Here is a 12,364-nt window from a genome sequence, read left to right as displayed (position 1 = left end):
CCCTAGACAAGAAGAAGGATCAACCAAGGGCTGCCTGCATGATCAACCAGGGTCGCCCCAACCGCCCCCGACGTTAAAACCCAAGGAGTCATTCATGACGTCCGAAGTGAGGCCGACCAGGTGACCCGCGCCGCGTCGGCTCAGGCTGTCCGGCCCGGGCGGTCCGAGGGCGGCCACACGTACGGCAAGTCCGGCGGCACCCCCGGGAACCGCGGGCCGTAGTGGTCCGGGTCCTTCCGCACCAGCGCCGACCGGTGGCTGCGGTGGAGCGCTTCGTCGCCCAGCCACGGCGGCACGTCACCCGCCGCCGTGAGCTCGGCCTGCGTGCGGACCTCGCGACTGCCCACCGATCGGGTGAACTCCTCCCCCAGCTTCACCGCGCACGTGTCCGCCGCGCCCAGCTCGCACCACACCGTGCAGACCTCGAGGCCGTAGCGCGTCAACGCCTCCTCGTACCCGGTCCACATCTTCGCCGCCGGGTGGTGGCGCCAGCCGTAGCCGGGCACGACGAGCGCGCGCAGCACCTGGAGCGCCTCCACGCGCTGCTTGCCGAGCCGGCGGCGGTCGAGCGTGCGGGCGCCGGCGGTGAAGTCGGCGCACGGCAGGAACGTCTGCATCCGGGCCGGGTACCCCCGCTCCCGCTCGCCGACGCGGGGAAGATCCGCCCGCGCCGGCCGCGGCCCCGACCGCGGGTTCGGGGCCGCGAAGGCGACGGTCACCGGGGGCCGCTGGACCCACGGGTCGTGACGGCCGCTTCCGGTTCGACGCTCACCCGCGGGCGCAGGGGCCGGGCTTCGAGGCCCTCGACGTCGATCACCAGGAACCAGTGGGCGTTGGCCGGAATGTGGATCTTGAACATCGGTGCGGTGGCCACCCCGCCGTGCATCCGGTAGTACTGCCGGCGCCGGTAGGCCTGGAAGTTGACCGCGGTCAGCAGCCTGACGTTGGCCATCGCGTCCAGGCGGACGGTGACCACCGCGTCTCTTCGCACCTTTCCCAGGTCGAACACGCTCGCTTCCATTTCGTCCCTCTTCCACGCGTGGTTGTTCGATTCGAGTACGACGGTCGCGGGCAGCGCGGATCACGCCGCGGAGCACACGACGGCGGAAGATCGAACGCGACTAACCGGGCCCGGTGCCCGGTTCGGAGGGCCGCCACAGCGGCACGAAGTCCCCGTGCGTCCAGGGGGACGCCCGGAAGTGGTGCGGAGTGTGGCCCGCGGCCAGGAAGGCGGGCGGGAAGCTCGAGCCGCCGCCGGAGGCGACGTCGGAGGAGGACACGGGCGCGCCGGGATGCGCCGGGATCTGCCCGGGACGGTGGCCGTCGAGCGGGGATGAGGGGTGGCGAGCCGCACCTCGGCGCGGACCGGCCGCGGCGGTGGCGGTCCGGGCGCAGGCGGGACCGATCGGCCGCGCCTGCGCGCCGGCGGCCGCGGGGCCGCCGGCCACGGTCGGAACCATCTGCTGGTTCGGCGGCGGGCCGGTCACCACCCGGGCGAGCGGGAGCACGGCCCGCACGACGAAGCCGGCCTTAGGCGCCGCGGCGCCCAAGGCCGCCGGAGCCCCGGCCCCGGCGGCGACGGGGGTGAGGAGGTCGGTCAGGACGGGAGAAGCGGTGCCGAGCACGGGCCGGGCGACGGGCTCCACGACGCGGCCCAGGGCGTCGACGAGCCCGGTCACGGGCGCGGCAACAACGGCGACGATCGGTTCGACGAGCGGGGCGGCGGCCTTGGTCAGCCGGGAGAGCAACCCCTTCGCGGCGCTTGAGACGGGCTCGATCACCGGCACGGCCGAGCGCACCACAGGCCCGACAACGGCACCGGCGGTCGCGCTCACGGGAGCGATCACTGCCCCCACGGCTCGCGTCACAGGCTCGGCAGCACGCACGGCTACCGTCACTGGCGCCACAACCGCGACGGTGGTCTCCCGCAGCGGCGAGGCAACCGCCCCCGCAGCGCGCGCCACCGGCCGCGCGGCACGCACAACCTCCGACACGGGCGCCATGACCGCGGCAGTGGTCTCGCGCAGCGGCGAGGCAACCGCCCCGACGACACGCGCCACCGGCTCAGCGGCACGCACGGCTCCCGACACCGGCGCCACAACAGCGGCGGTGGTCTCCCGCAACGACGAGGCAACCACCCCACCAGCGCGCGCCACCGGCGCCACACCCGCAGTTGCGTTCGAAGCGACAGGCAAGGCGTTCGTCCCCGCAGCACGCGCCACCGGCGCAGCCGCACCCACAGCGCCAGGCGCAGCAGCCACCCCAGCGGCGCGCGTCACCGGCCCGTCGGCAGCTCCGCTCGCGGTTCGCGGAGGCACCGCCGCCTTGCTCGCGCGCGAATCCGGCCGTACCGTCCGCGCACCCCCACCGGCTGCCACCGCGTCAGCGACCGCTCGCGGGAGCTGAGTGGTCGCCCGTTGCCCAGCCCGGGGCACAGCGCCGACCTTCGCCGGGGCGGCATGGTCCGGCGGGGCCAACACGCCCACCACCGCCGCGATCGGATCGACGTTGCCGGGCCGGCCCGGCGACGCGTCGGCGTTGCCGGACGTCAGCCAGGACACCAGCCAGAAGCCCGCCACGGCTCCCGCCAGTACCAGCAGCCGGCGAGCGGCGACGGACGCGCCGCCCACCTCGCGAGCCCGGGTCACGTCGGCGAACCTCCACGATGAGAACAGGCCTGGGACGTACCCTCCAACGCCGCGGGTCACACCCCTGCTACGGGCCGTCCGGCGCGACCACTCTTCCGGCCTAGTCGCAAGCCCGAATCGAGACTCCAGTCGGGTGAGGTCGATGGACCGGGTGACCGCTCGGCGATACCTCCGCCGAATTTCAGGCTTCCTGCGCCCGCCGCTGTCCCGAAAGCGTGCCGAGTGCCGTGACGCCGTGCTGCAGGCCTTCGCGGAACGTCGCGCGCTGGCCCGGGCTCAGGTCGGCCAGGAGCGCGTTTTCCAGCTCCGCGACCGCCGGCGCACAACCCGCGAGCAACTCGCGCCCGGCGTCGGTGAGGCCGGCCAGCAGGACCCGCTTGTTGCCCGCTTTGGGAGTCCGCGCGATCAGGCCGCGCTTTTCCAGCGTCAGCACCATTTCGTGCATGGTCTGCGGCCGCAGGAACGACCGGCGGGCCAGCTGCGCCGAGGACAGCGCGCCGCTGGCTTCGAGCACGGTCAGCGCCGTGTACTGCAGCGTGGTGAGCCCGAGCGGCCGCAGGGCGTCGTCGAGCAGGGCCCTGATCACCAGCTCGAGCCGTTTGACCAGGTAAAGGGTCAACGGCGCGCCGGCGGGGTGCTCCTGGGCGGAGGTGCTCACGGCGCCCATCATGACACGCGGCCGCCGCTATGCTCCGATCATGGACCTCGGTCGGCAGACGCGCGTGCGGCAGGCGTTCGACACCTTCTTCGGGGCCGCGGAACCGCCGTCGGGCAACCACGTCCTCGAGCTCTTCCACCGCACCGCGGAAACCGTGCCCGCGTACCGGAAGTTCCTGCGGGACCACGGGATCGAGCCGCGGACCGTGAAGACCATGGCCGACTTCGCGCGGCTGCCCCGCACCGACAAGGCCGGCTACCACCGGAAGTACCCGCTGCCCGAACTGTGCCGCGGCGGCACGTTCGACGAGCTCGACATGATCGCCGTCTCCTCGGGCTCCAGCGGCCACCCGACCGTCTGGCCGCGGGCGCTCGAAGACGAACTGCACGTCGCCCGCCGCTTCGAGCAGGTGCTGGTCGACGCCTTCGGCGCCGATCGGCGCCGCACCCTCGCCGTCGTCTGCTTCCCGCTCGGCACCTGGGTCGGCGGCCTGTTCACCACGGCGTGCGTGCGGCACCTGGCCGCCAAGGGCGCCCCGATCACCGTCGTGGCGCCCGGCAACAACAAAGCGGAGATCCTGCGGGTGCTGCCCGAGCTCGCGCCGCACTTCGACCAGGTGGTGCTGCTGGGCTACCCGCCGTTCGTCAAGGACGTCGTCGACACCGGGCTGGCCGAAGGCGTCGACTGGCCCGCGTACGCGATCAAGCTGGTGCTGGCGGGCGAGGTGTTCAGCGAGCAGTGGCGCGAGCTGGTGGCCCGGCGGGCCGGGATCACCGACCCGGTGCGCGACATCGCGTCGCTGTACGGCACGGCCGACGCGGGGGTGCTCGGCAACGAAACCCCGCTGTCGGCGAGCATCCGGCGGTTCTTCGCCGGCCACCCGGAGCCGGCCCGCGAGGTCTTCGGCGACGCGCGCCTGCCGACGCTGGTGCAGTACGACCCGGCGAGCCGGTTCTTCGAGGTGCACGAGGGCACCCTCGTCTTCACCGCGGACGGCGGCATCCCGCTGATCCGCTACCACATCGCCGACGACGGCGGGGTCCTCCCGCACGCCGAGCTGCTCGCCCACTGCGCCCGGCACGGCTTCACCCCGCCACCGGGTCCGGAACTGCCGTTCGTGTACGTGTTCGGCCGCTCACTGTTCACGGTGTCGTTCTTCGGCGCGAACGTCTACCCGGAGAACGTCACCGTCGGCCTGGAGCAGCCCGGCATCAGCGACACGGTGACGGGCAAGTTCGTCATCGAGTCGGTCGAGGACGCCGACCGCGACCGCCGGCTGCGCATCACCGTCGAGACGGCGCCGGGCGCCACCGCCGACGCCGGCCGGATCGCGGCGGCCGTGCGTGCCCAGCTGGTCCGGCTGAACAGCGAGTTCGCGCACTACGTCCCGGCGGAGCGGCAGCTGCCGGACGTCGTCCTGCGCCCGGCGGGCGACCCCGGGTACTTCCCGGCCGGCGTCAAGCACCGCTACACGCGGCCGTCCTAGCGCTGTTGGCGGCCAATGGCTGTTCTCCGCGGAACACCGGGTCCGTCGCCCAATGATCCGGCTGCCGTCACGCAGGGGGCGATCTCATTCCGAGCGTCGAGGAAACCACCACCGCTGGGCGAACTACGAATGGTCCGAGAGCATGTGGGCGTGGGCGATTCAGCCGAGGATCAGTCCTTTCCTGCCGTCGGCGCACACCCTGGAGATCGCGCCCGGATTCGGCCGCGCGACGCAGTTCCTCCTGCCCGCCAGCGCGAAGCGGCGTTTTCCACCATTCCAACCTGGACTCCTACCGGATCAGAAGACCGGGGAGCTCACGATCGGGAACGAGCACTGGCGCGCGACGAGCATGTCGGCCGCCAAGTTCCAGCGGTTTTCGGCGGCGGCCGGCCTGCGGTGCGTCGCCCAGGAACTGATCCCGTGGGGCGGCACCGACTTCACCGACGGCATCTCGGTGTTCCGGCGTGAGGCCGGGCGATCCCGGCGCCACCGCAGCACCCAGATCCGCAACAACCGCTACTTCGGGCAGGTCCAGCAGCGGCGAGCGGCGGGAATCCGCGAGGTGACGAGCCTCTACCGCGACGCCGCCTGACCGGCGGTCCGGCCCGGCCCGGCCCGGGCCGCCCGCCGCCGACGCGTTAAGGACGCGCGAGCTTGCGGAACCGTTCTCGGCGCTCGTCGGCCGACGAGCCGTCGGCGATGTCGTCGTCGAACCACGAACACAGCGCCGCCCACAGCTCCGCGCGGGCCGCGAAGTCGTCCGCCGCCCCCGGGGTCTGCTCGAGTTCCGCCACGTCCGCCACCAGGTGGTCCAGGCGGCGGTCACACAGGCGGACGTACTCGCGCACGACGATGTTCGCGTCGAGGCCCGTCTTAGCGCGCGGGCCCGCCGCGCCGCGCAGCTGGGCGTGCAGGCTTTCCTCGCAGTACCGCGGGAATCCGGAGATCGAGCCCGGGTAGCCGCACTCGGCCGCCCACTCGCGGAACGCGCAGATCGCCTGGTAGCGCGTGTACCAGTCCTGTTTCCCGGCCGCCAGGTTCACCAGCTTCCGCCAGGCGTCGCGGTCGGCCGCGCGCCAGCGGTCGAGGGTGCGGCCGTCCGGCGGCGGGCCCTCGTCGAGTGCCCGGACGCGCCAGAAGTGCGCCCGGCAGCCCGCGATCTCGGCGACGAGCCGGCGGACGTACCCCACCTGCTCCCAGACGTGGGCGCGTTGCGGCCGCAGCGGTGCCGCGCGGTCCGGCGAGAACGTCACCATCTCGAACACCCGGAACAGCTCGTGCCCGCGCAGGGCCGCCAGGTCGGGGTCCTCCCCCATCACCCAGGAACGGCGCTCCGGCAGCCGCCCGCTGTGGCTGATCGTCGCCGCGTGGTAGAGCTCGCGGACCGCGCGGCGGGCCACCTCGTCCCGCGATTCGCCGAGCAGGCGCGGGTTGCGCGCGCGATCGCGCAGGTCGCGTTCGCCGCGCGGGCCGACTTCGAGCATCGCGACCGCGTACACGCTCGCCGCGTTGTAGCACTCTTCCCACGAGCGGCGGGGTCCGGCGGCTTCGACGGTGGCGTCGAGCGCGCCCGGGTCCGGCGGCCAGCGCCGGTCCGGGCAGACGTCGGCCAGCCGGACGCGGCTGCCGGGGTAGGCGGGCTGGGGCTCGGGCACCGCGCCGGTGGTCGGCTCGACGTCCGCCATCGCGCGCCGCACCACCGACCAGACCAGGGACAGGTCGAGCGCGCGGTTCGTCAGCTGCTGCCAGCTGCGGCGCCAGCGGCGGCCGAACCGCCGGTAGTCCTCGATGAGCCGCTCGATCTCGTACTGCGACAGCGCGCCGAAGTACGACCGCATCTCCGCGGCGCGCTGGTTGTACTCGGCCAGCTGCGCCGGGGTCGCCTCGCTGACCAGGAGTTCGTCGACCGGCACGCGCAGCACGCGCCGGTGCAGCTCGAGCCGCTTCTCCCGCGGGATCGCGTACGGCCGCGTCCGGACGTCGAGGTCGACGTACCGGCGGAAGCGCAGCTCGATCGCCGCCCGCAGTTCGGCGCGGCGCTGCGCCCGCGCGTCGCCGGGGGCGCCCGCGGTGGTGCGGCGCACCCACCAGGACCCGGCCACGGAGTCGCCGTGGCCGAGCACGAGGGCGTGCCGGTAGCGGGCGATGAGCAGGGCGACGTCGCGGTCGCGGCCGGCGTGGCGGGGCTGGCGCGCGAAGTCGGGGCCGATCCACCAGTGGGCCAGCCGCGGGTGTCCCCGGCTGCAGACGGTGATCACGTCGTCGTAGGTGGCGAGGGCGTCGAGGTGCAGGTCGAGCTGCTCCTGCAGGGCGGCGATCTCGAGCCGGATGTAGACGTTGGCCGGGTCGAGGCTGACCGCGCGGTAGTACTCGGCGAGGGCCTCGTCGTAGCGGCGGTAGGCGATGAAGTGGTTGGCGCGCTGGTAGGCGTCGAACAGCTCGCACGGGATCTTCGCGCCGCGCCAGGCGGCCCAGTGGATGTTCGTGCGGACGTAGGCGCTGCGCGGGATGACCAGCGCGGCCACGGAGTTGGCCGCGCGGTGCAGCACGCGCGCCCAGTTCGCGTCCTCGATCACCATCGGGCTCGCGGCGAAGCGCGGGACGCGCACGAGTTCCAGGATGAGCTGGTGGCGGCCGGGGGTGTTGCCGGGCCGGACGGTGCCGGTGACGGTGAACGCGGCCGGCGGCTGGGCGAGCCGGATCAGCTTGGTGACGGCCTTCCACCAGCCCTCCGCCGCATCGCCGGCGTGCTCGACGATCTGGAGGAAGTCGTAGGAGCTGCCGGCGCCCGGGACGGGTGTCGGGGTGTAGAGGCGGGAGTCGTTGAGGAACCGCTTGAAGGTGGCGGTGAGCTCGACGGCGGAGTCGATCTCGCGGTCGTGGCTGCCTTCGGGCCGCTCGTCGACGAACACCCGGATGTCGATCTGGTTGGCCCGGTAGGCGGCGGACTCCAGCCGCGCCTTGCCGGTGAAGTAGAGCGTCAGGACGGCGGAGACGAGCACCACCGACGTCTGCAGGACGGTCCAGGTGATCACGGTGGCGACCTTCGGGTCGCGCACGAACGTCCAGGCCTGGAAGAACGGCAGGTACGGCACGACGGCGAAGCCGGCCGCGACGAGCCCGGCCGCCACCGCCGCCAGCCACCACCGGATCCGGTGCGCAGCGGGCAGTTCGGCCTGGTCGAAGCCCCCGAGCCGACGCGCGTGCATCAGCGATCACCCCCTCGTGTCAGATTACTCGCAGAGGGAGTGCGTTTCGTTACGGCCCGTTATCCGCGAGCTCGGCGATCACCTGGGCGTGACACGGTTCGGGGACGCACCAGCACCCGAGCCGGCGGCCGCGGAGCCCGGGCAGCAGCGCGAGCAGGCCCGGCCGGGACCGCAGGTGCTCGCGGTACTTCGCGACCACGTCCTCGCGGGTGCCGTCCGGACCCGGCCGGAACGGGCTGGCCGGCTTCGACCCCTCGAGGTGCCTCCGGCGACGCCGGTCGTCCGTTGTTCACCGGTCAGCTCTCCATCCGGTTACACCCGATGGTCCATCTAGTGCAGATGCACTATGCTGAAGGCTCACGGTTGAGCCGTCAGCCGCTGCCGGACGTTCCGCGCCCGGGCCGGCAGGCTGCCTCACGTCCGGCATCCCCGTCCCGCCACGTCCGGTCCGCTCCCGCTGCCGATGAAAGGGTGTGCCGCGATGGTTCCGGAACCACGCTCGGCCGACCACCAGCTCACCGCCGACTGGCTGACCGCCGGCGGCCACATGTCCGTGCGCGTGCGTTCCACCGGCACCCGCACCCTGCTCGTCGAGGTGACCGGCGAGGTCGACCTCGGCACCGCCCGCCGCCTCGACGCGGTCCTGCAGGATCGCGTCGACGGCGATGTCGGGGAACTCGTCATCGACCTCGACGGCGTCACGTTCTTCTCCGTCGCCGGACTGAACTCGCTGCTGCGCGCCCAGCTGCTCGCCGACTCGGCCGGGGCCCTCCTCACCGTGGACGCCGGGCGGTCCCGGGCGGTGCGGCGGCTGTTCACGCTGCTGCCGACCGACTTCGACAGCGTCGCGAACGTCCGCCCGGTCCCGTGACCGCTCACCCGGCCGCCTGACGGCCCAGCCGCCGGACGGCTTCGACGATCGCCGCGTTCGGCACGCCCTTCACCAGGTACTCGGTGACGCCGGCCGCGGCGAGCCCGGCGATCGAGGCCCGGTCGGCGTAGGCGGAGAAGGCCAGGATCGCGGTACCCGGGCTGCGCCGGGCGATCTCGCGGGCCGCCCGCGCCCCGCCGCCGCCCGGCATCCGGACGTCCAGGACGGCGACCGCGGGCCGGAGCCGCTCGGCGAGCCGGATCGCCTCGTCGGCGTCGCCGGCCACCGCGACCACGGCGATGTCGGCCTCGGAATCCAGGACCTCCTTCAGGACGTCCCGGATCATCCCGTCGTCGTCGGAGATCAGCACGCTCAGCTCGGTCACGGTTCGAGCTCCGTCGCGTCGGGCAGCAGGGGGAGCCAGAACTCGACGACGGTGCCCACGCCGGGCGTGCTGTCCACGGAGAGCCAGCCGTGCGCGGCTTCGGCGCGCTCGTGCATCTCGACCAGCCCGAAGTGGCCGGTACCGGCGTCGCCGCCGGCCGTGCCGACGCCGTCGTCGCTGATCCGCACCAGGGTGCCGTTGTCCACAGTGGACAGCGTGACGCCGACCCGGGTGGCGCGCGCGTGCTTGTGGACGTTGCTGAGCGCCTCCTGGCAGATCCGGTAGACGGTGATCGCCGCTTCGGGGGACGGCTCGGCGGTGAGCTCGTCCCGCACCTCGTGCGCCAGTCCCCAGCGGCCGGCGACGTCGTCGGTGTAGGCCGAGACCGCTTCGACCAGGCCTTGCTGGTCGAGTTCCGGCGGTCGCAGCCGGGAGACCAGGCCGCGCAGCCGGGCGACCGCGGCGGTGACCGACTCGTCGAGGGTGCCGATGGCGCTCGCGTGCGGTTCCGGCAGCCGGGAGGCCAGCAGCTGCAGGCGCATGCCGACGGCGACCATGGACTGGATCGACTCGTCGTGGACGTCCCAGGCGATCCGGCGCCGCTCCACCTCCTGGGCCTCGACGAGGTGCCCGACCAGCCGGCGGCGTTCGCGCAGGGCCTGCTCGGCGTTGCGGCGTTCGGTCATGTCGCGGGTGACCTTGCCGAAGCCCTGCAACCGCCCCTGCTCGTCGTACAACGCCGTGATCACCACGTTCGCCCAGAACCGCGTGCCGTCCTTGCGCAGCCGCCACCCCTCGTCCTCCAGCCGCCCCTGCTCGACCGCGACCTCCAGCTCCCGCGCCGGCTTCCCCGCCGCCACATCCTCAGCCGGGTAGAACACCGAAAAATGCTGCCCGATGATCTCCTCGGCCGCATACCCCTTGATGCGCTGCGCGCCGGCGTTCCAGCTCGAAATGTGTCCCCTGGTGTCCAGCATGAAGATCCCGTAGTCCTGGACGCTCTGAACCAACAGGCGGAACCGTTCTTCGCTCTCCCGCAGCGCCAGCTCGGCCGCGCGGCGTTCGGTCACGTCCCGGGTGACCTTCCCGAACCCGTGCAACCGCCCCTGCTCGTCGTACAACGCCGTGATCACCACGTTCGCCCAGAACCGCGTGCCGTCCTTGCGCAGCCGCCACCCCTCGTCCTCCAGCCGCCCCTGCTCGACCGCGACCTCCAGCTCCCGCGCCGGCTTCCCCGCCGCCACATCCTCAGCCGGGTAGAACACCGAAAAATGCTGCCCGATGATCTCCTCGGCCGCATACCCCTTGATGCGCTGCGCGCCCGCGTTCCAGCTCGAAATGTGTCCCCCGGTGTCCAGCATGAAGATCCCGTAGTCCAGTACTCCCTGCACCAACAGGCGGAACCGGTCGTCGTCCATGCGGCAACTCTGCCGGATCGCCGCCCGCCCGGCACGACCACCGGCCGCGGCTCAGCCCACGAACTCGGCGGCCGTGGCGGGCAGGACACACCAGACCACCTTCCCGCGGCCGTGACGCGCGGTCCCCCGCACCGAGGACAGGCGGTCGACGAGGACGAGACCCCAGCCGCCGTCGGCCCCCGCCGGCCGCCGGACCGGCGGCGCCGGGTTGTCGTCGAAGACCTCGACGCGGACGTCCGCGCCGTCCACGCTCAGCCGCAGGACCGGGTCACCACCGCCGTGGCGCAGCGCGTTGGCCGCGAGCTCGGTGACGACCAGCAGCGCGTCGTCGATGGCGACGGCGGCGGTCCAGGCGAGCAGGACGAGCCGGGTGAACCGGCGAGCGACGGCCAGGCCCCCCGCCGAGTCGGTCAGCACGCACTCCGCGGTCAGCGGGCCAGGAATGTTCACGCTGCCAGCCTGCGCGAAGAACACCGGGCGGCGCGAGATGCAAAAGCCCCCACCCGGCTGATGCAGGTGCATCAGCCGATGAGGCCCTCCCGGCGGGCCACCGCGACGGCTTCGAGCTTCGACCGCGCGCCGAGCTTCTCCAGCACGCGCTGCACGTGGTTGCGCGTGGTGTTGCGGGAGACGCCCAGCCGGCGGCCGATCTCGTCGGTGGTCGCGCCTTCGGCGAGCAGGTCGAGGGTTTCGCGTTCCCGCGCGGTGAGCGCCGCGCCCGCGCCGAGACCCCGGCCGGCGAGCCGGTCGAAGACGCCGGGCAGCAGCTCCGGGTCGAAGACCACGCCGCCGGCGGCCACGTCCCGCACCGCGGATTCCAGCACGCCGAGCTGGGAGGACTTCAGCAACAGCCCCGCGCCGCCCGCCTTGGCGACCTGCACGGCGACCGCGGGCGTCGCGTCACCGGTCAGCACCAGCACCCGCGCACCACCCGCATCGAGCTGCGCGATGACGCCGATGGCGTCGCCGTCGGCGAGCCGCCGGTCCAGCACCACGACGTCCGGGGCGTGCTCGCTCGCGTAGGTCACCGCCTCCGCCCGGGAACGCGCCCGGCCGACCACGGTGATCCCGTCGGCGCGGTCGAGGGCCAGCTGCAGCGCCTCCGCGACCATGTCGTGGTCCTCCACCAGCAGGACGCGGACGGGACGGGGCTCATCGGCGCTGCTCACGGTGTTCCCTCACTCCGGTGGTGACTGACCGCCCATCCTAGGCGCCCGCCGGTCACCAGGCGGCGGAACTCGGCCGCAGCAGTCCTTCGGGCCCGGTGACCGGCAGCCAGTCGACGAGGTCCTCGTGGTGGCCCGCCGCGCGGAACACCGGCGGCCGGAACGAGCCGGCGGGCAGCCCGGCGACCCGCAGCACCTCGAGGAACCGGGCGACCGTGCGCGGCGGGGGCAGGACTTCCGGGCCGCCGAGGTAGGCGAGCGCCTTCGCCGCACCTCCGCCCACCGGCTCGACGACCGCCGACCAGCCGTGCACCTCGTCCCAGATGAGGGCCAGGTCGTGCCCCGGCAGGTCCGGCAGTGTGCGGTCGAGGGCGACGTACCCGGAGGTAGGCACGTCGAGGTCGAGCGAACACGATTCGAAGCCGACACCGACCGCCCGGGCGACCCGGGCGAGGTAGGCACGCAGCCCTCGGGCGAAGTGGTATTCGATGTCCCTGCCGAAGCCGATGAGCGTGTTCATGGT

General features: G+C 73.2%; 13 protein-coding genes and 1 pseudogene. 3 read left to right on the top strand and 11 right to left on the bottom strand.

Going from position 1 to position 12,364, the window contains the following annotated elements; all coding sequences use genetic code 11:
- Nucleotides 1-140: 140 nt before the first annotated feature.
- The 4 genes from AB0F52_RS37290 to AB0F52_RS37275 all read right to left on the bottom strand — a co-directional run bounded on the left by AB0F52_RS37290 (nucleotide 141) and on the right by AB0F52_RS37275 (nucleotide 3,318).
- Nucleotides 141-617 (bottom strand): MSMEG_6728 family protein, encoded by a 477-nt coding sequence (locus AB0F52_RS37290; RefSeq protein WP_360181139.1) that lies wholly within the window; start codon nucleotides 615-617, stop codon nucleotides 141-143.
- A 98-nt stretch (nucleotides 618-715) separates the two neighbouring features.
- On the bottom strand, nucleotides 716-1,009 hold the full coding sequence (locus AB0F52_RS37285) for a DUF1883 domain-containing protein (RefSeq protein WP_360181118.1): 294 nt from the start codon (nucleotides 1,007-1,009) through the stop codon (nucleotides 716-718).
- A gap of 112 nt (nucleotides 1,010-1,121) precedes the next feature.
- Entirely contained in the window at nucleotides 1,122-1,835 is a 714-nt protein-coding gene (locus AB0F52_RS37280; protein WP_360181115.1) for a hypothetical protein, read from the bottom strand.
- Between the two features lie 994 nt (nucleotides 1,836-2,829).
- Nucleotides 2,830-3,318, bottom strand: a complete 489-nt coding sequence (locus AB0F52_RS37275; protein WP_360181112.1) for a MarR family transcriptional regulator — start codon at nucleotides 3,316-3,318, stop codon at nucleotides 2,830-2,832.
- Nucleotides 3,319-3,346: 28 nt separating this feature from the next.
- Between AB0F52_RS37275 and AB0F52_RS37270 the strand changes: the two genes are divergently transcribed.
- Together AB0F52_RS37270 and AB0F52_RS37265 are read left to right on the top strand one after the other, a co-directional pair.
- Nucleotides 3,347-4,792, top strand: coding sequence for a phenylacetate--CoA ligase family protein (locus AB0F52_RS37270; RefSeq protein WP_360181109.1), 1,446 nt, complete (start codon nucleotides 3,347-3,349; stop codon nucleotides 4,790-4,792).
- 52 nt (nucleotides 4,793-4,844) lie between these two features.
- Complete coding sequence (locus tag AB0F52_RS37265) at nucleotides 4,845-5,384, top strand: hypothetical protein (protein ID WP_360181106.1); 540 nt, start codon at nucleotides 4,845-4,847, stop codon at nucleotides 5,382-5,384.
- A 46-nt stretch (nucleotides 5,385-5,430) separates the two neighbouring features.
- On the opposite strand, the gene AB0F52_RS37260 is transcribed toward AB0F52_RS37265, so the two are convergent.
- Together AB0F52_RS37260 and AB0F52_RS37255 are read right to left on the bottom strand one after the other, a co-directional pair.
- A complete protein-coding gene (locus tag AB0F52_RS37260) occupies nucleotides 5,431-8,001 on the bottom strand; it encodes a hypothetical protein (protein ID WP_360181103.1) in 2,571 nt (856 codons plus the stop codon).
- 49 nt (nucleotides 8,002-8,050) lie between these two features.
- Nucleotides 8,051-8,242: pseudogene (locus tag AB0F52_RS37255) on the bottom strand (DUF4326 domain-containing protein); the annotation flags it as partial.
- 240 nt (nucleotides 8,243-8,482) lie between these two features.
- Here AB0F52_RS37255 and AB0F52_RS37250 point away from each other — a divergent pair.
- Nucleotides 8,483-8,872, top strand: a complete 390-nt coding sequence (locus tag AB0F52_RS37250) for an STAS domain-containing protein (RefSeq protein ID WP_360181100.1) — start codon at nucleotides 8,483-8,485, stop codon at nucleotides 8,870-8,872.
- 4 nt (nucleotides 8,873-8,876) lie between these two features.
- On the opposite strand, the gene AB0F52_RS37245 is transcribed toward AB0F52_RS37250, so the two are convergent.
- The 5 genes from AB0F52_RS37245 to AB0F52_RS37225 all read right to left on the bottom strand — a co-directional run bounded on the left by AB0F52_RS37245 (nucleotide 8,877) and on the right by AB0F52_RS37225 (nucleotide 12,361).
- Nucleotides 8,877-9,257: a response regulator transcription factor gene (locus AB0F52_RS37245; RefSeq protein WP_103340678.1), complete on the bottom strand. Its 381-nt coding sequence runs from the start codon at nucleotides 9,255-9,257 to the stop codon at nucleotides 8,877-8,879.
- The gene (locus AB0F52_RS37240; protein WP_360181096.1) at nucleotides 9,254-10,675 is read right to left on the bottom strand and encodes a PAS domain-containing sensor histidine kinase; all 1,422 of its coding nucleotides are present in this window, start codon (nucleotides 10,673-10,675) and stop codon (nucleotides 9,254-9,256) included. Before AB0F52_RS37240 ends, AB0F52_RS37245 begins: the two co-directional genes overlap by 4 nt.
- 51 nt (nucleotides 10,676-10,726) lie before the next feature.
- The gene (locus AB0F52_RS37235; protein ID WP_360181093.1) at nucleotides 10,727-11,125 is read right to left on the bottom strand and encodes an ATP-binding protein; all 399 of its coding nucleotides are present in this window, start codon (nucleotides 11,123-11,125) and stop codon (nucleotides 10,727-10,729) included.
- Between the two features lie 71 nt (nucleotides 11,126-11,196).
- Entirely contained in the window at nucleotides 11,197-11,844 is a 648-nt protein-coding gene (locus AB0F52_RS37230; RefSeq protein ID WP_360181090.1) for a response regulator transcription factor, read from the bottom strand.
- Nucleotides 11,845-11,896: 52 nt separating this feature from the next.
- A complete protein-coding gene (locus tag AB0F52_RS37225) occupies nucleotides 11,897-12,361 on the bottom strand; it encodes a DUF6292 family protein (protein ID WP_360181087.1) in 465 nt (154 codons plus the stop codon).
- Between the last annotated feature and the right edge of the window lie 3 nt (nucleotides 12,362-12,364).

It is taken from the genome of Amycolatopsis sp. NPDC024027 (assembly GCF_040638975.1).
Taxonomy (GTDB): Bacteria; Actinomycetota; Actinomycetes; order Mycobacteriales; family Pseudonocardiaceae; genus Amycolatopsis.
The sequence above is the reverse complement of the archived record's forward strand: the minus strand, read 5'-3'. Positions and strand labels throughout refer to the sequence as shown.